We start from the raw sequence: 20397 nt of genomic DNA, 5'->3' as shown, positions 1-20397 counted from the left end.
GCCACGAGTTTGCCCACGCCATGATTATCGCCAGTCAGATTGAGTTACTCCGGGGGGGCCGCCCCCTGCTTAAAGACACCAGTGCCACTATCCATGGCGGGCAGAGAGTCGGCCTGGTCGGTCAGAACGGCAGTGGCAAGTCCAGCCTGTTTGCCCTGCTCAAGGGAGAACTCGGCCTGGATAGTGGCCAACTGAGCCTACCCGCCGACTGGCAGATAGCCAGCGTGGCCCAGGAAACCCCGGGGCTGGACTGCTCGGCGCTGGACTATGTAATCGATGGCGATCGGGAATACCGCCGACTCTGCCGGTTACTGAGCGAGGCCGAAGCGGCCCACGATGGCCTGGCCATCGCCGAGTTGCACGGCAAGCTGGACACCCACGGCGGTTATCATATCCATGCCAGGGCGGCGGAACTGCTCCATGGTTTGGGCTTTGCCGCCGATGCCCAGGCCCGCCCGGTCAAGGATTTTTCCGGTGGCTGGCGAATGCGCCTGAACCTGGCCCAGGCGCTGATTTGCCGCTCCGATCTGCTGTTGCTGGATGAACCCACCAACCACCTGGATCTGGACGCGGTGATCTGGCTGGAACGCTGGCTGAACAGCTACCCGGGCACCCTTATCCTGATCTCCCACGACCGGGATTTTCTCGATGCGGTGGTGAATCGCATCATCCATATCGAAAACGCCAAACTCAACGAATATACCGGCAACTACTCGGATTTCGAGCGGATGCGCTGCGAACAGCTGGCACTGCAGCAGGCCATGTACGACAAGCAGCAGCGGGCCCTGAGCCATATGCAGAGCTATGTGGATCGCTTTCGCTACAAGGCCAGCAAGGCCAAGCAGGCTCAGAGCCGGCTCAAGGCCATGGAACGGATGGAGCTGATCCTGCCGGCCCATGTGGACTCGCCATTCAGCTTCAGCTTCCGTCCCCCGGCCAGCCTGCCGACTCCCCTGCTGGTCATGGAGAAACTGTCGGCGGGATACCAGGGCAAGGCGGTGCTGTCGAATATCCAGCTCAACCTGGTGCCCGGCTCGCGCATCGGACTGCTGGGGCGAAATGGCGCCGGCAAATCGACCTTTATCAAGCTACTGGCCGGTGAGCTGTCGCCGATGTCCGGCAAGATTGAAGCCAGCAAGGGCATCAGCCTGGGCTATTTCGCCCAGCATCAGCTCGAAAGCCTGCACCCGGCGGAGTCACCGCTCACCCATATCGCCCGGCTCGACCCCAAGGCCAGCGAGCAGAGCCTGCGGGATTACCTGGGCGGCTTCGACTTCCGGGGCGACAAGGTCAAGGAACCGGTCGGCCCCTTCTCCGGCGGAGAAAAGGCCCGCCTGGTACTGGCGCTAATCGTCTATCAGAAGCCCAACCTGCTGCTGCTGGATGAACCCACCAACCACCTGGATCTGGATATGCGCGAGGCGCTGACCCTGGCACTGCAGGCATTCGAGGGCGCCATGGTGATCGTCTCCCACGATCGCCACCTGCTCAGGGCCACCACGGACGAACTGTATCTGGTGGACAGTGGCCGGGTCTCGCCCTTCGACGGTGATCTGGAGGATTATCACAGATGGCTGCTGGAACGGGAAAAAGCCGTGCAGCCGGCCGCCACCGGCGCGGGAGAAAACTCGGCCCAGGCCCGCAAAAACGAAAAACGCCGCCAGGCCGAGCTGCGCCAGCAAAGCCAGCCCCTGCGCAAGGCGATCGGTAAACTGGAAGGAAAAATGGAGGAGATCGCCGATAAACTGGCCGCCATCGAGACCGAAATGGCCGATCCCGAGCTGTACCAGGCCGAGCACAAGACACGCCTGCAGCAGCTGCTGCAGGCCCAATCGCCCCTGCAACAGCAACTGGCAGACACCGAAGCCGAATGGCTGGAACTGCAGGAGCAACTGGAACAGCTGGAACAGGAAGTCAACTGATGGCCATCACCCCGACCGCCTTCTGGCAGTTCAGCCTCCGTCATTACGGCAAACCCGGCGTTGCCCGGGCCTGCCTGGGGCTGCAGGATGACCATGGTGCCAATATCAACCTGCTGCTGCTGTTGCTGATGCTCGAGCAACAGGGGCTGACGGTGTCCCTGGCGCCTTTTAACACCCAGGTATCGTTGCGGGCCCCCCTGTTCGACCGGTGGCGCGACCTGAGAAAAAACCTCAAGCACGACCTTCCCAGCGAGCAGTACCAGCACTTGCTGCAACACGAGCTGGAGCTGGAGCGCTGGCAACAGGCCGAGCTGTTGCAGGTACTGGCCGAGCACCCCGCCATCCCCGGTACCGGTGCCCTGCTCGCCTACCTCATTCAATCCGGCGTAGCCGATGCCCCCCAGTGGCAAGCCCGACTTGCCGGTACCCTACAGGAATAATCATGCTGAGTTATCGTCACGCCTTTCACGCCGGCAACCACGCCGACGTGCTGAAACACGCTGTGCAATGCCTTATCCTCGAAGCCCTGTGCGCCAAGGACAAGGGCTTCAGCTACATAGACACCCATGCCGGTGCCGGTGGCTATGCCCTGGATCATGAGTGGACCCAGAAGCGGGCCGAATACCGGGACGGCATTGCCAAGCTGTGGCAACAGCAGGACCAATGGCCCGAGCTGCGCACCTATCTGGATGCCGTCCAGGCCTTGAACGAAAATGGCGAACTGGCCTGTTATCCGGGCTCCCCCCAGGTGGCGCGCCACTTCAAGCGCCCTCAGGACAGGCTGGCGCTGATGGAGCTGCACAACAATGAGATCGACATACTGCGCGCTCAACTCAAGCAGGAGGGCATCGCCATTCACCACAGGGACGGCTTCGAAGGCCTGGTGGGCCTGCTGCCGCCCACACCCAAGCGGGGCCTGGTGCTGATCGATCCGCCCTACGAACTGAAGGAAGACTACCAACGGGTCGCCACTACCCTCGCCAAGGCCCATCAACGCTGGCCCATCGGCATCTATGCGGTCTGGTATCCTTTGCTGGCGAAGCAGGTGGATCGCAGCACCGGCCTGAAACAGGCCTTAGCCCGCTGCGGCTTCGAACAGGTATTGTGTGCCGAACTGATGGTGGAGCAGCAGGCCGATGACTTCGGCATGTACGGCTCGGGCATGATAGTGCTCAACCCTCCCTGGCAGCTCGACAACAAGCTGGCCGGGCTGCTGCCCCGCCTAGGCCAGGCCCTGGCGCTGGACAGCCAGGCCGGCTGGCGGCTGGAGTGGCTAAAACAGGCAGAAGCGGGAAGCTAGCAGAGCACCTGTTTCACCCAGCCGACGTTGCGCTGTCCGCTTCCTCGCGGAGCCACTGGCAAAAGGCCCGGATCCACGCCAGCTTGGGCGAGTCAGGGCGCCACACCATATAGTACTGATGCAGGGGCGCCAGCTGTTCGGCGAAGGGCCGGCACACCCGGCCCTCTCGCAGCAGCTCGGCCACCAGCACAGAGCGGCTCAAGGCCACGCCCTGACCCGCCAGTACCATATCCAGCGCCAGGCTGCCATCATCCACCGTCACACTCCGGCAATGCGCCAGCAGGGACTGCCGGCCCGTGAGCGCCAGCCAGCTCTGCCAGCTGACGCCGGCATACTCGGGGGCCGCCACCAGCATCACCTGTTCAAGATCGCTGACCCGATGCAGCCGGGCCGCCAGGGCCGGACTGCAGACCGGGTAGGCCATGTCCTTCATCAACAATTCGCTGTGCAATCCGGGGTAGTGACCCTGGCCGTAGCGAATGGCCAGATCCACCCGATCCCGGGACAGGTCCGCCAGCTGCTGGCTGGGCAGCAGACGGATCTCTATGGTGGGGTAGGCACTGGTAAAACGCCACAACCGCGGCACCAGCCAGCGTGCCGCCAGCGAGGGCAGCACGCTGATCACCAGTGGGCCTTCCAGAGTGGGTTCGGCAAGCCGGGCCAGGCCTTGTTGCAGCAGGGCCAGGCCCTGCTCCACCAGCGGCTGCAACTGTTCACCCTGTTCGGTCAGCAGCATCTGCGTCCCCTGACGGCGAAACAGCCGGCAGTTCAGGCTCTGCTCCAGGTTACGGATCTGCTGGCTGACGGCAGCCTGGGTGACATGCAGCTCAGCGGCGGCGGCGGAATAACTGTGCAGCCTTGCGGCCACGGCAAAGACCCGCAGCCCGCTTAACTGACTGGCCGTTATTTCTTGAGCCACCGGCCTGCCTCCGTTAAGCCTGCCCTTTGTTGGCGACCGGCCTGGCGTACATGGACAGCACCAGCTCCCGCAGATCCTGGGGCATCTGCGCCATATGCTGTTCAAACACTTCGATGGCCTTGGGGTCGATATGGGCCGTTTGGCCCGCCGCCAGATAGTTGCTGGGGAACAGGTGGTAGTTGGCGTGAATTTCCCGATCGATGGCCTGGGCCAACTGCTCGGGACCATCAAACTCACCGCTGACCGGCTGACCGAAGGTAACATGCACCCGGCCCTTCTGGCCGACAATCCCCTGTACTATGCTCTGAATGTCCTCGAACTCACTCTTTTCATAGGAGCCATGGCGGGCCTTGGCGTACAGCTCGCGGGCCTTGGCCAGGTCGCCCGGATCGTATTCATAGGCAATGGATACGGGTACCAGATTCAGGCTTTTAATGTAGTCGTTGAAGGGGATTTTCTGCCTTTTCCCTTCCATATAGAACATTTTCAGGATGGCCGGATCTGTCCTGTCGTCTCCGTCCTTGGCCCGCCCTTCTTTCTGGGCGATCCAGATGGACTGACCCTCGTCGATGGAATGGCGCAGATAGGCGGACAATTCGCTGAAGGCTTTCATCATCTCCCGCGGCCCCTTGGCCGAGCGCTTGACAATAAAGCTCTTGTTCAGTTTCATCAGCTCGGTGGCGCAGGGTTTGCGCAGCAGGTTATCACCGATGGCAATACGCACCGTATCCAGGCCATTGCTGTGCAGGCCCCAGTTGACGAAGGCCGGATCCAGGGCGATATCCCTGTGATTGGAGATAAACAGATAGCCGACACCCGGCTGCAGCTGTTCCATGCCGGAATAACTCACACCGTCGGTGGTATTGGCTATCATTTTTTCCATATAGCCCGCCACTTCCAGCTGAACCTGGCGAATGCTGGTGAGTTTGCGCCACCGCCAGCCCAGGTAGAGCCGGATAGCGACTTTCAACAGGGGGCCACCCCATTGGGAAAAAGCGGGAAAACGATATTTGGCGATGGCGCCTATGAATTCATCATCCCGGATCAGGCGCTCGGTCGCCGCGGCCACCTCGTCATCTCGATAGGGACGAATTTCTTTAAATGTATCAGTGTCTGAAACCATGACTGCCTTGGTCTAAATAATTGTTCCAAATGGCACCATTTCGGTAAGTTCCGCACCTCGCCGCAGTCCTGTCGACGACGAAAGGTAACAGATAAACGGCCATCCAGAGGGCAAAATGCGCCCAAATTCTACACCCTTTGACCATAATCGCTAATCAATTAACAAAAAAAACGGCTCACCACCAAATCATCAGCACACTGGCCGCGGTCAGACTTGCCATCAGCAGATTAAAGCATCGCCAATCCAGCGGCGTATGCAGCCAGCGCCGCACATGCATGCCGAACAGGGCCCAGACATGGCCAGTCAGTAGCCCGAAAAACAGGAATACCGACAGTACCCAGAAGGTCGATGGCCAGTAAGCCTCACCGGCCAGGGTAAAGCCGCTGATGGCGGAAATGGCCATCAGCCAGGACTTGGGATTCAGAAACTGGAACAGGGCCCCCTGATGCCAGCGCATGCCTGTATCGTCGTGCCGCCGATCCGGAGGGGGAGCACTGGCTATTTTAAAGGCCAGCCAGAGCAGGTACAGACTGCCGGCAATTTTCAACGCCCACTGCAACACCGGCCACAGCAGGAAGAGCTGCCCCAGCCCCAGGGCGGTCAGCAGCATCAGGGACTGCAGCCCGAGCATGATCCCCAGCAATAACTTCAGGGTAGGCCGATAGCCAGAACGGGTGCCCGAGCTGGTGAGCAGCATGTTATTGGGCCCAGGCGTGCCGCAGGCGGCCAGGGCAAACCCGGCGACCGGGCCGATAAATGCAAGATCCATCAACATCAACCGAAAGGAATAAAAGCATGTTCTACTCGATTTTATCGCTGCCGCCCAGTATTTTATGAGGAAGTTCCCAAACAGGCAGTAGCCCTGCCCACATCAACCAGATATATCAGCTTCTTGTAGGTTCAGATGAATCAACCCGGGCCCTTTACTCCTCCCTGGTGGGCGCGCAACGGCCATGTGCAAACCATCTTCGCCAAATACCTGCAGCGGGCCCGCATCGCCTATTGGAGCCAACGCCTGGAGCTGCCCGACGGCGACTTCGTGGACTTGGCCTGGGGCAAGCCCCGGCTGCCCGACGCCCGTCCCCTGGTGGTACTGTTTCATGGCCTGGAGGGCTGTGTCGAGTCCCATTATGCCCGAGGCATGATGGCCGCCATCCATGCCCGGGGTTGGCAGCCGCTGCTGATGCATTTCCGCGGCTGCAGCGGGGTACCCAACCGATCCCTGAGGGCCTATCATTCAGGCGCCATTGAAGACCCCCATTATCTGTTGCAACGGCTGGCCGGAGACTTTCCCGGCCGCCCCCTGGCCGCCATCGGCTATTCCCTGGGCGGCAACATGCTGGTCAATTACCTGGCACAACACAGGGACAACCCCCTGTGCAGCGCCGCCGTGATCTCGGCCCCCCTGCATCTGGCCGACTGTGCCGAGCGTATCGACCAGGGATTTTCCCGGGTCTACCAGCATTACCTGCTGAATCGCATGAAACACAACTGGCAACAGCGGCTGGTCCGGCACCCGGGACAGGCCTGGCCCGACCGAATGGAACAGATCCACAGCCTGAAACAGTTTGATGATAGGATCACCGCCCCCGTGCATGGCTTCAAGGATGCCGACGACTACTACCGGCGTTGCTCCGGCCTGTTCAAACTGCAGGCCATTACCACCCCGACCCTGGTGATCCACGCGGCAGACGATCCTTTTATGTCGGAGGCGGTTATCCCGGACCCGGCATCCCTGTCACCGGCCGTTCATTATGAATTAAGCCAGGCCGGCGGCCATGTAGGCTTTATGCAGGGCCCACCCTGGCGCCCCCGTTTCTGGCTGGAACAGCGTATACCCGGCTGGTTGGCTAGCCACTGGCCTACATCATGAGGAACATAGCTTGATCATTCCCTATACAGAACTTGCCGAAAACACCCTGAACAACCTGATTGAACATTTCGTGCTGCGGGAGGGCACCGATTACGGCGAACAGGAAACCGGGCTGGCAGACAAGGTGCGACAGGTCAAACAGCAGCTGAAACAGGGCGAAGCAGTCATCGTCTACAGCGAGCTGCATGACAGCATCAACATAGTGCCGGCGACCCAGCTGGCTCACAAACCTTGACCTGCCCCCGGCCGACTGCGTATAAACATCCACAGTCACTGAATAAATAGAGCCCATTATGTCAGCCAAATACCCCGTTATTGCGGTTACAGGTTCATCCGGTGCGGGCACATCCACCTCCACCGACGTCTTTCAATCCATGTTCGCCCAGCTGGGCGTCAAGGCGGCGGTAGTCGAGGGCGACAGTTTCCACCGCTATACCCGCCCGGAGATGGATGTGGCCATTCGTCGGGCCCGGGAGCAGGGCCGACATATCAGCTATTTCGGGCCCGAAGCCAACGACTTCGATCTGCTCGAACAGTTTTTCAAGGAATACGGCAATACCGGCACCGGCCAGTTCCGTCGTTATCTGCATACCTTCGATGAAGCCGTGCCCTTTAACCAGATGCCGGGCACCTTCACGCCCTGGCAGCAGCTGGCCAACGACACCGATCTGCTGTTTTACGAAGGCCTGCATGGGGGGGTGGTGACCGATGAACAGAACGTCGCCCAGCATGTGGATCTGCTGGTGGGCATGGTGCCTATCGTCAACCTGGAGTGGATTCAGAAACTGATCCGCGATACCGCCGAGCGGGGCCATTCACGGGAAGCGGTGACCGATTCCATCGTCCGCTCGATGGAGGATTATATTAACTTCATCACCCCCCAGTTTTCGCGCACCCATATCAATTTCCAGCGGGTACCGACGGTAGACACCTCCAACCCCTTCAGTGCCAAGACCATCCCCACCCTGGATGAGAGCATGATGGTCATTCGTTTCCGGGGGATCAGAAATGTCGACTTCCCCTACCTGCTGGCGATGATCGACGGCTCTTTCATGTCCCGTCGCAACACCCTGGTGGTCCCCGGCGGCAAGATGGGCTTTGCCATGGAGCTGATCTTACGCCCTATGCTGGAGCAGTTGCTGGAGACCGGGAAAATCCGCTAAATAACGGCCCCGCCCGGGCGGAACCGTATCGGCATCAGGCGGTGTGGATCTCGAAGGAATGGGATACCTTGACTGCCTTTTCCAGCATCATCATGACCGAGCAGTATTTTTCCATCGACATTTGAACGGCCCGCGCCACCTGCTTGTCGGCCAGCTCGGGGCCGCTCACCACAAAGTGCAGATGAATGTCGGTAAACACCCTGGGTGGCTGTTCGGCCCGTTCGGCACTGAGTTCCACCTCGCAACCGGTAACCGTATGGCGGCCCTTCTCCAGGATCATCACCACATCGATGGCACTGCAACCACCCGCTCCCAGCAACACCGCTTCCATCGGACTTGGTCCCTTGCCCGGATTGGTACCATCCAGGATGATCTTGTGGCCGGATTCGGAGGTTGCCTCGAAACACAGATCCTGCAGCCAGTTCACCTTCGCTTTCATATCGCCTCCCGCATAGACAAAAGAGGCATATTAGCCCATTGCCCGCATCCCGACGAGTGGATAAAAGCCCACAGGCTCTTGATGGCGGGGTCCAAGCCTTTTATGCTAGCGACTATCCACGAGGCAAGGCAGCCTGGTTGCCTGGGTATTGCGCCCGAGTTAATTAAGAGGAAAGTCCATGGTTATTGGCAAGCCCCAAAGTGATCCTACCCTGGAATGGTTTTTGTCACATTGCCATATACACAAGTATCCGGCAAAAAGCTCCCTGATCCATGCGGGTGAAAAGGCCGAAACCCTCTACTACATAGTGAAAGGCTCGGTGGCGGTACTGATCAAGGATGAAGACGGCAAGGAAATGATCCTGTCTTATCTGAATCAGGGCGACTTTATCGGTGAGCTGGGCATGTTTGAGGAAATCGAAAGCCCGGTGCGCTCCGCCTGGGTACGAGCCAAGACCCCCTGTGAAGTGGCAGAAATTTCCTACAAGAAATTCCGTCAGCTTATCCAGGTGAATCCGGAAATCCTGATCCGCCTGTCCGGCCAGATGGCCAAGCGGCTGCAGAGCACCAGCCAGAAGGTGGGCGATCTGGCGTTCCTGGATGTTACCGGCCGCATCGCCGAGACCCTGCTCAACCTGGCCCGCCAGCCCGATGCCATGACCCACCCGGACGGCATGCAAATCAAGATCACCCGCCAGGAAATCGGCCAGATCGTCGGCTGTTCCCGGGAAACCGTGGGTCGTATCCTCAAGATGCTGGAAGAACAGAACCTGATCTCTGCCCACGGCAAGACCATAGTGGTGTTCGGTACCCGCTGACGGCCACCGCCGCTTATTGCAACGCCACCAACTGCGGTGGCGTTTTTGTTTTTTATGATGAGGAATAAACCATGTCGAGCCGAGTCTATTGTATCGCCGCCTTCCAACCGAAACCGGGCAAGGAGCAGGAACTGTTTCGCGTGTTGCAGGCGCTGGAAGCCGATACCCTGCGCGAGGATGGCTGCATTCAGTACAGAGTGACCCGCCATATTGCCAGCCCCTTTGCCGGCGGTCACAGCTATCCGCTGGTGTTCAACGAGATCTGGGCCGATACGGCCAGCTTTGAGGCCCATTGCCGGCGCAGCGGCATTCAGGCGTTTTTTGAAACCCACTGCGTCAGCCCCGATGGCCTGGTGGCCGAGCACAACGTCTGTATCTACACGGACGAGCCGGAAGACTACGACGCGCCCAAACTCGGCTGAGCTGGCTCCATAATCCAATAAAAATGCCGGGTAAACCCGGCATTTTTATTGGAAACAACCGTCCGAGAGTCCAACGAAAGTCGCCCAAAGGACAGACCGGCGCGGGCGTTCAGACTGCTCGATTCGGCTTAGTCCACCAGCCCGTACTGGTCACGCAGGATATTGATGATATCCGCCTTCGGGTTGTCGGACAGCACCAGCTTTTCACCGGTGATTTTCTCGGCAATCCCCACATAGGTGCGGGAGATATCCATCAGTACCTCGGTCGGCAACGCATTGTCCCTTGCCAGTGCCTCCCGTTCGGCCATGCGCTCCTTATTGAGCAGGATATCCGGGTCGGGGAAGTGGTTGAGCAGCAGCTGGCGGAAACCTTCCTTGGAATTCTCCACGATGCGTCCTTCCCGGTAGGAGGGGCCGTCCCAGATACGGGAAGAGTCGGGCGTCCCCACCTCGTCCATGTAGATCAGCTTTTCGTTGCCATCGGCATCGGCAACATAGCCAAACTCGAACTTGGTATCGACGAAGATCTGATCGAGCCCGGCCAACTCACGGCTTATCACCTCGAAGCCTTCTTTCAGCAACTTTTCGTAGTGGGTGATATCCTCCCGGCTGCTGAAGTTGAAGGCGGCGAAGTTGTCCTCGATATTCTGGCGGGTGATGTTGACATCGTCCGCCTCCGGCACCCCGGGGATGCCCTTGAGAATGCCCTTGGTAGAAGGCGTCATCAGCAGCTCTGGCAGCTTCTGATCTTTCTGCAGGCCGTCGGGCAGGCGAATACCGCAGAATTCCCGCTCCCCCTTGGCATAGCTGCGCCACATGGAACCGGTAATATACTGACGGCAGATGGCCTCGATCTTTACCGGTTTGGCTTTTTGCACTATCCACACGAAGGGATGGGGGATATCCAGAATATGGCTGTCGGCCAGGCCCTGCTCGCGGAACAGCCTGAACCAGTGGTTGGAGATGGCATTCAGTGCCGCCCCCTTGCCCGGCACCCCGTAGATACCGCCCTCACCATGCCAGATGCAGTCAAAGGCCGAGATACGATCGCTGATCACCATGATCGCCAAGGGCGCGTCGGCGGCCACGTTATAACCCTTTTCGGCGATCAGCCGGCGGCTGTCCGCTTCGGTCAGCCAGTAGACAGAGCGCACCTTGCCGCTGTGAACCGGCTGCTGGGTACGGATGGGAAGGTCGTTGTTGACGGCTAAAACCTTGTCGGCAAGACTCATTGCAGGTGTCCTGTATGAAATGTTCAACGTTGGGTGGTCTGGAAACTCTCCGCGGATATTATTATGTCATGCCCGTTTGGGGAGGCGGTTCGGGGCTTTCCAGTGGCGCTATGATAGCAGAACTTGCCCGGCCGCCTAACCTCCCGCGTCGCTTTTATGGCCGCCCTTGCTCCGCCCGGTTCCGACATTGGGCTTGATGCCGGTAACACCGGCGGTCAGGGTAAAACGCATGGCTTCTTCCAGGCTCATGTCCAAGGGGCGCACCGCACTGCTCGGCATCAATACCGCGTAACCGCCGATCATATAGCTGAGGGGCAGATAGACCAGTACATAGCCCGCCTGGCGGAGCCCGGGCGGCAGCCGTTCCTGCCTGGCCTGGGTGACAAAGCCAATCAGCTCCATCTCGCTCTCCCCCAGCCTGACCGCCACCACCTGCTCGAATTCCTTACGGGTTTCCGGCGAAAAGTAATCGAAGAAGTCGCGTATGGCCCGATAGACCGATTTGATCACCGGCATACGGTAGAGCAGCTGCTCCCCCCTGGCAAACAGGCTCTGCACCACATAAGCATGCATCAACAGGCCCACCAAGAAGGCCACCCCGCACGCAGCCAGCAGCCCCATACCCGGCTGATACCAGCCGTCGGGCAGCAGGCCACGAAGCAAGCCCCCCAGGGCGGTTTCAATGGAAATGAGGATCCAGTAGAGCAGATACAGGGTGAGTACCACCGGCAATAGGGTGATCAGGCCGGTCAGGATATTTTTGCTGATAAACTTTACCATCAGGAGCTACTCCCTGCGGGTATGAAACAGGCCCGGACCCGCAACGAGACAGGACTCTGCTGTTAGGGTGCGTCCCGTCACGGGACACCCCCTAAGTCTCAACGCAAATACAGATTCGGGCCAGTCGACGAATCTGGCAGCGGTTAAAATCCACCCATCAGCAGTGTCCCCCCCTGCCGCACCCACTCGCTCAGCCCCTGTAGGGAGTGCATCACACCGCTACCGGCAGCCCAGGGCCAGAGTTGGTGGTGCTGTAATACCAGTTGCCAGTCCTGCGGGCTGGGCGCCAGCCACCAGCAGGCAGCCACCTGCAACACCAGCAACAGGCTCCAGCCCGGTTCCGACCAGTCGGTCAACTTCAACGCCGTGCCGAATGACTGCTTGATACGCATGCCGGCCAGATCCACGCTGTACAGCTCGTCCAGCAATAAATGAATGGTGGCACCGATAAACACAAAACCGCCAATCCCCCAGGCAACCTTGGCACTCAGCTGAAAGAGGTGATAGGCCAGTACCACGGCAACCAGGGTAAACAGCAGGTTGGCCAGCAATGAATGAAGCACGCCTCTGTGCACGCTGAAGTGGGCAAACAGCTGACACAGCAGATAACGCACCAGCAGGTAGGCACTCATGCTCAGGCCCAGTACCGCCGACATCGGCCACAAGGGCATGGCCGTGATAAAGCTCAGGGTGGCCGCCATCACTCCCAGGCAGCGGAACACGATGCGTAGTGCCCTTGAGCTGTCGGAGTCGATATCCGGCAGTATGCCGCCCAGGGTACCGGCCGCCCAGTAGAACAGGGCTTCCGGCAGGGAAGCCAGCCCGGAAAACAGGGCCAGCCCGGCCAGGCCGCCGCTGAGCACGGCGGCAACCTGGGTATGAGTTCTGAAATCAGCCATAAGATCGAGGGGCTCCCGAAAACCGGGCAAACAGTAATGCCCGTACCACAAAGGGCCGAGAGTCTAGCATGGGGAAACAACTGGATAAATATCCATAAGTGTCGACCGTTGGCGGTGCGGTAGCGACGCTCCCTTGCCGGAAGGCCGAAGAAATAAAAAGGCCGCCCGAGAACGGGCGGCCGATAGGCGGATATCGTGACAGAGTCCACCCGCCAACACGCAGCAATGGATGAAACTCGCAGTTTCCACCTGCTGCGAACATGCACTGGATGTTCGGTCAGGCTGAAACAGCTCATCTCGGCGAGCAAGCTCGCCCCATCTATGCTCGACGACGGCATCCCTGCCGCCAATAGTTGGCTCAGAGGCCCACCTGTCCCTCTTGCAGAACGGCGTCTGACGCGTTAGAAGTTCAGCTGGCCTTCCAGCATATAGGTGCGTCCCGGTGCCGGCAGGCGGCCGACCGGACTCACGTCCACACCACGGAAGTAATAGTCTTCATCCAGCAGGTTGTTCACGCCCAGGCCCACATTCAGGGACATGTCGTTACCCAGGGGAATATCCCGGCCCAAGCGGGCATTGACCAGGGTGTAGGCCGGCAGTTCGCCAGCTTCACCTGCGGCACGCATTTCGTCAGGAGCAACAGACTCCTCATTTTCGATCACCGTATTGGCGGCATCGCTGAAGCTCTCGGACACATAGAGCGCATTGGCGCTGGCGGTCCACAGGCCCATCTTGTAGGTGGCATCGGCGCTGACATGGTGGCGCGGTGCATTGGGCAGTTCATTGCCAGCAAAGCTGGAAGAACTGTCGTTCAGCTGCTCGGTATCCAGGAAGGTATAGCTCAGGCCCAGCTCGAACGCATCGCTCGGCGTCCAGCGGCCTTCCAGCTCGATGCCCTGCTGGCGGGTCTCGCCCAGGTTCTCGAAACGATCAGTATTCCTGTTATGCTGAATTTGATCTTCGTAGTCGATACGGAACAGGGTGGCGGAAGCTTGCAGGCCGTCGGTCAGCTGCCAGCGGCTGCCCAGCTCGTAGTTCCAGGCGGTTTCATTGGCAAACTCACCGTCCTTGGTCACCTGGGCGGTCTGCACCGGTACCAGGGAGCGCTGGGCATTGGCGAACAGGAAGACGTCATCGGTCGCCTGCAGGCCGATGGTCAGGCCGGGCAACCAGGCGCTAACGTTATTGCTATCGGTTTTATTACTTCCCGGTTTTTCATCCACCCAGTCGGTGCGTACTTCCTCATAGCGGATGCCCGGGGTGACGGCCAGGCGATCATCCATAAAGCGCACCGTATCGCTCAGATAGGCGGCATAGGCGTTGGTGGTAAAGTCCCAGTCCCGCACATGATCGTTGTAGCTGCCATCGGCCAGGGTCAGGCGGTTGACGTCAAACTCCACCTCTTCCCGTACATAGCGGCCGCCCAGCATCAGGGTGTGGTTGGCCAGCTGCTTGGTTACCCGCGGCTCGGTGCCGTAGACGTTAAAGAGTCGGGGCGAGTCTGCCACATGACTGCTTTCCCTACTGGGATCAGCCCAATGTGTCTCGCGTGGCAGGTCCTGTCCAAAGAAAAAGGTCCTATCCGCCCGGTGGGCGAAGTTGCGCCACTGGAATTCCAGGTCGTCGCTGGGGGTGTGGATCCAGGCCAGGGTGCCCCGCCACATATCCGCATCATAGGCATCAAAGGGCCGCTGGGACTGGGTACGGTCGGCCTCATAGGCGGTCGGGCTCAGGGCGCCGGGCAGGTCGGCGGTCACATCATAGTACTGCAGCTGGGCCTGGAGCTCGTTGATATCATCCAGGAAGTAGTCGACATCGAAAATATAGTTCTGTACTTCGGTGTCGGAGTGATCGCGGAAGCCGTTGCCCTTCTGCAGGTTGGCCTGGAATTGCAGGCCCAGGCTGTCGGTCACGAAACCGCCCACCCGGTAGTAGGTATCGGTCATCACATGGCCGGTGCCGTCGGCGATCAGCAACCGCTCACGCAGAGTCTGTTCCACCTCGTTGGGAATCGGCTTGGTGACCAGGTTGAGCACACCGCCCACGTTATTGGGACCATAGTGTACGGCGGCCCCGCCACGCACGATATCCACCGCCTCCAGGCTGGGCAGAGTTACCGGAAACAGCGAGACACCCACATTGGTATAGGGGCCGATGGCGATCGGATAACCGTCCACCAACATCTGCACCCGCTCGCTGCGCAGCGGGTTCAGGCCTCGCACCCCTATGTTGGGTAATATACCGGTACCGGTTTCGTCCAGTACCTGGATGCCAGGCACCTGGCGCAGGGCATCTTCCAGGTTGAGGGCGCCGCGCTCGTGCAACTCCTCGCTTTCCACCACGTTACGCGCCCCGGTATAGGTCTTGACGTTCTCCTTGGTCGGGGTACCCAACCAGTCACCTTCGACCACCACCTGCTCCAGCTGGCTGGTGGCAACCTCCTCGGCGGCGATCGACGGCATGGCCGGCACCAGCGCCAGGCTGACCAGGACACTCAAGGGGCGACGACGGAAACCGGCGGCCGTGTTATTCACTTTCCCTGCAAAAGACATAAAGAAACAAACCCAAATGATAATGATTAGTATTTGGTGATTATTTTACATTATTGTTTTAATTTCAATTATAAATTGAACTTTTTATTGGTTTTGCTGACGCTAACCTCATACAGCGTCAGAGCTTAAAAGAGGCAACAGGGAATGCCTCCGCCGACCGGTACATGCCAGGGAAGGCATGTACCGAGCGTCACAGGGATGCGCTTGAAGCGTGTCGGTGGAGGTGGACCTGTTGTCTCTTCGCTGGGTCGTAACCAGCAGCTTAGCGAAGATCATAAACAGGTTCTGACATGTACATGGCAATAATAAGGGATAGGCTGGTTAGCAATGGGTATTATTTGGCCGTGCCCCGCGCCAGGGCATAATGATAGCCTTCCTCGTCGCGGGTGATGGTGGCATCGACGCCGAACACCCCAGCGATCAGCTCCCGTTTCAGCACCTGCTCCGGGCTGCCCTGGCAGGCCAGCCTTCCCTCCCGCATCACCACCAGCTGGTCTGCATAGCGGGCCGCCTGGTTCAGTTCATGCAGCGACATCAGCACCGACAGTCCCTGCTCGCTGTGCAGCTCCCTGAGCAATTCCAGGGTTTCCAGCTGATAGCCCCAGTCCAGATAGGTGGTCGGCTCATCCAGCAACAGCAGGCCGGCCTGCTGGGCCAGGGCCATGGCGATCCAGACCCGTTGTTGCTGGCCGCCGGACAGGCTGCGCAGCTGCCGTTCGGCCAGTTGAGCGACCCCGGTCAGCCTCATCGCCCAGCCCACCCGGTCATGATCCTCCTGACCCGGGCGACGCCACAGCCCCAGGTGCGGGTAGCGGCCCAGCATCACCAGCTGGTTCACCCGGATCTCGTCCGGCGCCGTCGGCTGCTGGGGCATAAATGCCAGCTGGCGTGCCAGCTCCCGTCTCGGCCACTGGCCGATCGCCCTGCCCTGCAGGCGAATTTCCCCCGTCTCGGGGGCCAGCAGGCCGGCCAGCCCCTTGAGCAGGGTGCTCTTGCCACAACCGTTGGGGCCGAGCAAGGCGCAGATCCCCGCGTCCAGCCTGAGGCTGATGCCGTTGACAATCCGTTGCTCGCCATAGCCCAGGCTCAGCTTGTCGATTTCCAGCATGTTCACACCTTGCGATTGAGTAGATAGAGGAAGAAGGGGCAGCCGACCAGGGCGGTGACCACGCCGACCGGCAGCTCAAACGGACTCATCAATACACGCCCCAGGGTATCGCCAACCACCACCAGCAAGCCGCCCAGCCAGATGCAGGCCCACAGCTGACTGCGGACGCTCCGGGGGCAGAGCCGGCGAGCCAGGTAGGGCACCAATATGCCGACAAAGCCAACCGGTCCGCTCATGGCCACGGCGCTGGCGGCCAGTGCCACCGCCAGCCCCAGCATCAGGCCGTTCCACAGGGTAATGTTAAAGCCGAGGGTCTGGGCCTTCTGCCGGTCCAGGCTGAGCAGCATCATGGGTCGGGCCAGACCGGTGACCAGCGGCAGCAACACCAGGCTCCAGGGCAGCAACGCCCAGACCCGCTCCCAACCGGCGCCATAGAGGGTTCCCGCCAGCCAGAGGATGATCACGTCACTGGTCGCCTGGCCCCAGACCACCAGCGCGCCCATCAGCAGGGCGGAAAAGATGGCGGCGCAGGTGGCGCCGACCACTGCCAGCCGCACCGGGCTCAGCCCGGTGCTGCGCCATAGTGCCCACAGCAGCCAACCCGCCAGCAGGCCGCCGGCCAGGGTCAGCCAGGGCAGCAACGACAGGGTGACCGGCACCAGCTGGTAAGAGGCATCATGACCCAGTAGCCGGGTCATGATCACAAACACCGTGACCGCCGCCAGCCCGCTGCCGGAAGAAATGCCCAGCACTCCGGCATCGGCCAGGGGGTTGCGGGTGATCAACTGCAGCAGGTAACCGGCCAGGGCGAAATGGGCGCCCACCAGTACGCCCAGCAACACCCTGGGCATGCGATAGTCCAGTACCACCCGCCGGATATGCTCCCCGGCCTCGCCGGCCGTCAGTTCCACCAGGTTGGCCAGCTGCACATTGGCCGCCCCCTGTATCAGGGCAATAAAGGCCGCCAGGACCAGCAACAGGGGCAAGCCCAGGGAAGGCAACAGTCGCCTCATACCTTCTCCTTTACCATCAGCCGCAGCAACAAGGGACCGCCCAGCAGCGCGGTCATCACCCCCAGCGGGATCTCCTGGGCGGTTCCGGGCAGCCTGGCCAACAGGTCGGCGCTCATCAGCAAGACCCCGCCCAGCAAAAGGCTCAGGCCCATGGGCAGGCGCCGCCCCGGCCAGCAGAAACGCACCATATGGGGCGCCAGCAGACCGACAAAACCGATGGGGCCGGCCACCGCCACCGTCGACGCCGCCAGTACGGTGGCCAACACCAGGTACCAGGCCCGCCAGCGCGCCGGTTTCAGCCCCAGGCTCAATGCCATTTCGTCACCACCGCTGAGCAGCTCCAGGTTGCGCCGGGTTAGCCACAAGGCCAGCAGTGGCGGCGCCATGCAGCACAGCAATAACACCAGCTGCGGCCAGCTACGACCGGCCACGCCGCCCGCCATCCAGAACAGAAATTCGCCGGCATCCGCCTCTGCCCGCAGCAGCAGCGTGGTGGTCAGGCCGCCGCACAAGGCGGTGACCGCCACCCCGGCGAGCACGATACGGGTCGGCTGCAATTGCCGGCCGCCGGCCAGCAGCAGGGTCAGCAGGCCAGCACACAGGCCGCCGGCGATCGCCAGCCAGGGGGTCAGGTTAACGCCGGTATTCAGCAACAGGATACCGGCGACCACCGCCAGGGCGGCACCGGCGGACACCCCGGTCAGCCCGGGGGATGCCAACGGATTACGACTCACCCGCTGCATGACCAGCCCCGACAAAGCCAGGCTGGCGCCCACCAAAAAAGCCAGCAGGGCCCGCGGCAGACGCAGCTCCCATACCACCACCTGGGCCAGGACCTCGCCCTGCCCCAGCAACGCCGCCCATATCTGGGCCGGGGACAGCGGCAGACGGCCCAGCGCCAGCCCGCTCCAGAGCAGCACCGGCACCATGATCAGCACCAAGCTCAGCGTCCTCATCGGAAGGAATGCAATTCCAGCTCGGCCGGCAGATCGGCGGGTGAGTCAAACAGATCCGGATAGGCCAGGTGCCCCAGCTGACGCAGGATCAGTGCCCGGGCGACAGGTCCTCCCCCTTCCTTCCAGTGCTGGCCCACCAGGTATACCCGCTGATTTTTCACCGCCTTGAGGTGCTTCCACAGGGGATTCTTGACAAAGGCCCTGGGCTGGGCGCTGGGAAACAGCACCAGAATATCCGGGTCGGCGGCGAGTAATTGCTCCAGCGGCATGCGGAAACCAAAGGGCAGTTTTCCCGGCCAGTCGGGATTGGCACCGGCCACATTGTTCAGGCCCAGGGCCGTCGCCAGTTCCACCGGCAGGAAATGATCGTAATAGACGAAGGGCTCTTCGCTGGCGGTGACCAGCAGGGCGATGCGCTGCCCGGCCCGCTCCCCAACCTGCCCGGCCATCTGCTCCAGGGTCTGTTGAAATTCCAGGTTAAGCCGCTCGGCCTGCTCCGGCCTGCCGACCAGGGTGCCGATGTCGGACACCGCCTTCAGGCTGTCCGCCAGAGTCAGATCATCGAACGCCACATAGGGGGCGATGGCGTCGAGACGTTCAGCGATGGTCTCGGTATAGCGACGCACCGCCAGCACCGTATCCGGTGCCAGTTCAGACAAAAGTTCGAGATTAGGCTGTCCACGCGTGCCCAGGCTGACCGCCTCGTTAACCGCATCTCCCAGGTAGACGGGCCTGTCCTGTTCATCGAACTGGGTCACGGCCACCGGCGGAACGCCCAGCGCCGCCAGGGTATCTGCGGCAAAAGTGGAAATCGCCGCCGGCCGGCTGGCCGGCTGGGACAAGGTTATCTCCATTCCCCTGTCATCCGTGACCTGGATCCCGGCCGTCACCCTAAAGGCCAATGCCGCCAGCAGGGCGGCAGCTAGAGTCAATCTCATCTGAAACCTCTCCATCTTGGAATGGCTGACGAGTCTAAATCAAATAAGAATCAAAATCAGTTGCTTTTTGTTACCTCGAATTGATTCACCCATAAAATTCATGGTTGAATTCAAATGATAATGGGAATAGTTTACATTTAATCAAAAACAACAACGCCATCCTATGTTGACCATCAACCCCTTAAAAACCAGCCTGCGCCAGGGCAGCCCCGTATACGGCCTGCTCAATTCCGTGCCCGGCCCCTGGCTGGCAGAAATGATCGGCCGCGCCGGTTATGACTTTGTGATCCTCGATATGGAGCACCTGCTGGTGTCGGAAGAAACCCTGCGTCACAGCTTGCAGGCCGTGCTCGGCACCGGCTGCACTCCCTTGGTGCGGGTACCCGCAGCGGACGCCAAACTGATCGGCCGGCTACTGGATGCCGGTGCCCGCGGCATAGTACTGCCCCAGGTAGAGAGTGCCGCCACCGTCGCCCGGGCCATCGCCGCCTGCCGCTTCCCGCCCCAGGGCTTGCGCGGCATCACCGGCGGCCCCATCACCGGTTTCGGTACCCTCAAGCTCGATGACTATATTCGGCTCGCCAACGACAACATCATGGTGGTGCCCATGATCGAATCACGGGCCGGTATTGACGCCTTGCCCGAGATATTGGCGCTGGACGGTGTCGACATGGTGCTGGAAGGCGCCCTGGATCTGGCGCTGGATATGGGGATCGGCCCCCTGCCCCAGGATCCGCGGGTAGAAGCCGCCATAGGCCGGCTGGCAGCCCTGTGCCACGATGCCGGTGTGCCTTTCTGCGCCAACCCGCGCAGCCCGGAGCAGGCCGGGCGCTGGCGACAGGCCGGCATCACCGCCTGGCTGGCGGGAGAAGACAGGGGCTATCTGTGCCGGGCCCTGCGCAACCGGCTGACCGAGCTCCGCCAGGATAATTGAACGCCTA

At 60.7% G+C, this 20397-nt stretch carries 21 protein-coding genes; 9 read left to right on the top strand and 12 right to left on the bottom strand.

All coding sequences use genetic code 11. The features are described from left to right. Nucleotides 1-20: 20 nt before the first annotated feature. The 3 genes from DCS96_RS17095 to DCS96_RS17085 are packed head-to-tail and all read left to right on the top strand — an operon-like array spanning nt 21 to nt 3222. Nucleotides 21-1922: an ABC transporter ATP-binding protein gene (locus DCS96_RS17095; RefSeq protein WP_116475623.1), complete on the top strand. Its 1902-nt coding sequence runs from the start codon at nt 21-23 to the stop codon at nt 1920-1922. Continuing rightward, nucleotides 1922-2362 (top strand): TIGR02444 family protein, encoded by a 441-nt coding sequence (locus DCS96_RS17090; RefSeq protein ID WP_116475622.1) that lies wholly within the window; start codon nt 1922-1924, stop codon nt 2360-2362. Before DCS96_RS17095 ends, DCS96_RS17090 begins: the two co-directional genes overlap by 1 nt. A gap of 2 nt (nt 2363-2364) precedes the next feature. After that, nucleotides 2365-3222, top strand: coding sequence for a 23S rRNA (adenine(2030)-N(6))-methyltransferase RlmJ (locus DCS96_RS17085; protein ID WP_116475621.1), 858 nt, complete (start codon nt 2365-2367; stop codon nt 3220-3222). A gap of 13 nt (nt 3223-3235) precedes the next feature. Here the strand turns inward: DCS96_RS17085 and DCS96_RS17080 are convergent, their stop codons facing one another. The 3 genes from DCS96_RS17080 to DCS96_RS17070 all read right to left on the bottom strand — a co-directional run bounded on the left by DCS96_RS17080 (nt 3236) and on the right by DCS96_RS17070 (nt 6033). After that, complete coding sequence (locus tag DCS96_RS17080; RefSeq protein WP_116475620.1) at nt 3236-4141, bottom strand: LysR substrate-binding domain-containing protein; 906 nt, start codon at nt 4139-4141, stop codon at nt 3236-3238. Between the two features lie 13 nt (nt 4142-4154). Next, entirely contained in the window at nt 4155-5264 is a 1110-nt protein-coding gene (locus DCS96_RS17075) for a 1-acyl-sn-glycerol-3-phosphate acyltransferase (RefSeq protein WP_116475619.1), read from the bottom strand. Between the two features lie 175 nt (nt 5265-5439). Further along, nucleotides 5440-6033, bottom strand: a complete 594-nt coding sequence (locus tag DCS96_RS17070; protein WP_116475618.1) for a LysE family translocator — start codon at nt 6031-6033, stop codon at nt 5440-5442. A gap of 135 nt (nt 6034-6168) precedes the next feature. On the opposite strand from DCS96_RS17070, the gene DCS96_RS17065 reads away from it, so the two are divergent. Genes DCS96_RS17065 through DCS96_RS17055 form a run of 3 tightly spaced genes read left to right on the top strand, consistent with a single transcriptional unit; the run spans nt 6169 to nt 8300 of the window. Further along, nucleotides 6169-7137, top strand: a complete 969-nt coding sequence (locus DCS96_RS17065; RefSeq protein ID WP_116475617.1) for a hydrolase — start codon at nt 6169-6171, stop codon at nt 7135-7137. Nucleotides 7138-7147: 10 nt separating this feature from the next. Continuing rightward, nucleotides 7148-7372: a YheU family protein gene (locus DCS96_RS17060; RefSeq protein ID WP_116475616.1), complete on the top strand. Its 225-nt coding sequence runs from the start codon at nt 7148-7150 to the stop codon at nt 7370-7372. A 58-nt stretch (nt 7373-7430) separates the two neighbouring features. After that, nucleotides 7431-8300 carry a phosphoribulokinase gene (locus DCS96_RS17055; RefSeq protein ID WP_116475615.1) on the top strand — a complete coding sequence of 290 codons (870 nt, stop codon included), beginning with the start codon at nt 7431-7433 and terminating at the stop codon, nt 8298-8300. Between the two features lie 34 nt (nt 8301-8334). Here the strand turns inward: DCS96_RS17055 and DCS96_RS17050 are convergent, their stop codons facing one another. Continuing rightward, nucleotides 8335-8739 (bottom strand): OsmC family protein, encoded by a 405-nt coding sequence (locus DCS96_RS17050; protein ID WP_116475614.1) that lies wholly within the window; start codon nt 8737-8739, stop codon nt 8335-8337. 178 nt (nt 8740-8917) lie between these two features. Between DCS96_RS17050 and crp the strand changes: the two genes are divergently transcribed. Beyond that, the gene (crp, locus tag DCS96_RS17045; protein ID WP_116475613.1) at nt 8918-9556 is read left to right on the top strand and encodes a cAMP-activated global transcriptional regulator CRP; all 639 of its coding nucleotides are present in this window, start codon (nt 8918-8920) and stop codon (nt 9554-9556) included. 71 nt (nt 9557-9627) lie between these two features. Further along, entirely contained in the window at nt 9628-9978 is a 351-nt protein-coding gene (locus DCS96_RS17040) for a putative quinol monooxygenase (protein ID WP_116475612.1), read from the top strand. Between the two features lie 128 nt (nt 9979-10106). Here the strand turns inward: DCS96_RS17040 and DCS96_RS17035 are convergent, their stop codons facing one another. The 8 genes from DCS96_RS17035 to DCS96_RS17000 all read right to left on the bottom strand — a co-directional run bounded on the left by DCS96_RS17035 (nt 10107) and on the right by DCS96_RS17000 (nt 19456). Further along, nucleotides 10107-11210: a phosphoribosylaminoimidazolesuccinocarboxamide synthase gene (locus DCS96_RS17035; RefSeq protein WP_116475611.1), complete on the bottom strand. Its 1104-nt coding sequence runs from the start codon at nt 11208-11210 to the stop codon at nt 10107-10109. A 135-nt stretch (nt 11211-11345) separates the two neighbouring features. After that, nucleotides 11346-11990 (bottom strand): DUF502 domain-containing protein, encoded by a 645-nt coding sequence (locus tag DCS96_RS17030; RefSeq protein WP_116475610.1) that lies wholly within the window; start codon nt 11988-11990, stop codon nt 11346-11348. 143 nt (nt 11991-12133) lie between these two features. Continuing rightward, on the bottom strand, nt 12134-12889 hold the full coding sequence (locus tag DCS96_RS17025) for a metal-dependent hydrolase (RefSeq protein ID WP_116475609.1): 756 nt from the start codon (nt 12887-12889) through the stop codon (nt 12134-12136). Nucleotides 12890-13290: 401 nt separating this feature from the next. After that, nucleotides 13291-15423: a TonB-dependent receptor family protein gene (locus DCS96_RS17020; RefSeq protein WP_198650118.1), complete on the bottom strand. Its 2133-nt coding sequence runs from the start codon at nt 15421-15423 to the stop codon at nt 13291-13293. A gap of 352 nt (nt 15424-15775) precedes the next feature. Further along, nucleotides 15776-16549 carry an ABC transporter ATP-binding protein gene (locus DCS96_RS17015; RefSeq protein ID WP_116475607.1) on the bottom strand — a complete coding sequence of 258 codons (774 nt, stop codon included), beginning with the start codon at nt 16547-16549 and terminating at the stop codon, nt 15776-15778. A 2-nt stretch (nt 16550-16551) separates the two neighbouring features. After that, nucleotides 16552-17562: a FecCD family ABC transporter permease gene (locus tag DCS96_RS17010; RefSeq protein ID WP_116475606.1), complete on the bottom strand. Its 1011-nt coding sequence runs from the start codon at nt 17560-17562 to the stop codon at nt 16552-16554. Further along, entirely contained in the window at nt 17559-18518 is a 960-nt protein-coding gene (locus tag DCS96_RS17005; protein ID WP_116475605.1) for a FecCD family ABC transporter permease, read from the bottom strand. The genes DCS96_RS17010 and DCS96_RS17005 overlap by 4 nt, the downstream gene beginning before the upstream one ends. Further along, entirely contained in the window at nt 18515-19456 is a 942-nt protein-coding gene (locus tag DCS96_RS17000) for an ABC transporter substrate-binding protein (RefSeq protein WP_157953652.1), read from the bottom strand. The genes DCS96_RS17005 and DCS96_RS17000 overlap by 4 nt, the downstream gene beginning before the upstream one ends. A gap of 163 nt (nt 19457-19619) precedes the next feature. Here DCS96_RS17000 and DCS96_RS16995 point away from each other — a divergent pair, with 163 nt between their 5' ends. Beyond that, nucleotides 19620-20390 carry an HpcH/HpaI aldolase family protein gene (locus tag DCS96_RS16995; protein WP_116475603.1) on the top strand — a complete coding sequence of 257 codons (771 nt, stop codon included), beginning with the start codon at nt 19620-19622 and terminating at the stop codon, nt 20388-20390. Nucleotides 20391-20397 lie beyond the last annotated feature (7 nt).

Source organism: Zobellella maritima (assembly GCF_003075035.1).
In the GTDB taxonomy this organism is placed as follows: Bacteria; Pseudomonadota; Gammaproteobacteria; order Enterobacterales; family Aeromonadaceae; genus Oceanimonas; species Oceanimonas maritima.
The sequence above is the reverse complement of the archived record's forward strand: the minus strand, read 5'-3'. Positions and strand labels throughout refer to the sequence as shown.

Excerpts from the sequence above, each read along its gene's own strand:
- DCS96_RS17010 (WP_116475606.1), bottom strand. The coding sequence starts at position 17,562 with ATGAGGCGACTGTTGCCTTCCCTGGGCTTGCCCCTGTTGCTGGTCCTG.
- DCS96_RS17005 (WP_116475605.1), bottom strand. The coding sequence starts at position 18,518 with ATGAGGACGCTGAGCTTGGTGCTGATCATGGTGCCGGTGCTGCTCTGG.
- DCS96_RS17055 (WP_116475615.1), top strand. The coding sequence starts at position 7,431 with ATGTCAGCCAAATACCCCGTTATTGCGGTTACAGGTTCATCCGGTGCG.
- DCS96_RS17015 (WP_116475607.1), bottom strand. The coding sequence starts at position 16,549 with ATGCTGGAAATCGACAAGCTGAGCCTGGGCTATGGCGAGCAACGGATT.
- DCS96_RS17065 (WP_116475617.1), top strand. The coding sequence starts at position 6,169 with ATGAATCAACCCGGGCCCTTTACTCCTCCCTGGTGGGCGCGCAACGGC.
- DCS96_RS17095 (WP_116475623.1), top strand. The coding sequence starts at position 21 with ATGATTATCGCCAGTCAGATTGAGTTACTCCGGGGGGGCCGCCCCCTG.
- DCS96_RS17025 (WP_116475609.1), bottom strand. The coding sequence starts at position 12,889 with ATGGCTGATTTCAGAACTCATACCCAGGTTGCCGCCGTGCTCAGCGGC.
- DCS96_RS17070 (WP_116475618.1), bottom strand. The coding sequence starts at position 6,033 with ATGGATCTTGCATTTATCGGCCCGGTCGCCGGGTTTGCCCTGGCCGCC.
- DCS96_RS17090 (WP_116475622.1), top strand. The coding sequence starts at position 1,922 with ATGGCCATCACCCCGACCGCCTTCTGGCAGTTCAGCCTCCGTCATTAC.
- DCS96_RS17035 (WP_116475611.1), bottom strand. The coding sequence starts at position 11,210 with ATGAGTCTTGCCGACAAGGTTTTAGCCGTCAACAACGACCTTCCCATC.
- DCS96_RS17030 (WP_116475610.1), bottom strand. The coding sequence starts at position 11,990 with ATGGTAAAGTTTATCAGCAAAAATATCCTGACCGGCCTGATCACCCTA.
- DCS96_RS17050 (WP_116475614.1), bottom strand. The coding sequence starts at position 8,739 with ATGAAAGCGAAGGTGAACTGGCTGCAGGATCTGTGTTTCGAGGCAACC.
- DCS96_RS17040 (WP_116475612.1), top strand. The coding sequence starts at position 9,628 with ATGTCGAGCCGAGTCTATTGTATCGCCGCCTTCCAACCGAAACCGGGC.
- DCS96_RS17085 (WP_116475621.1), top strand. The coding sequence starts at position 2,365 with ATGCTGAGTTATCGTCACGCCTTTCACGCCGGCAACCACGCCGACGTG.
- DCS96_RS16995 (WP_116475603.1), top strand. The coding sequence starts at position 19,620 with ATGTTGACCATCAACCCCTTAAAAACCAGCCTGCGCCAGGGCAGCCCC.
- crp (WP_116475613.1), top strand. The coding sequence starts at position 8,918 with ATGGTTATTGGCAAGCCCCAAAGTGATCCTACCCTGGAATGGTTTTTG.
- DCS96_RS17000 (WP_157953652.1), bottom strand. The coding sequence starts at position 19,456 with ATGAGATTGACTCTAGCTGCCGCCCTGCTGGCGGCATTGGCCTTTAGG.
- DCS96_RS17075 (WP_116475619.1), bottom strand. The coding sequence starts at position 5,264 with ATGGTTTCAGACACTGATACATTTAAAGAAATTCGTCCCTATCGAGAT.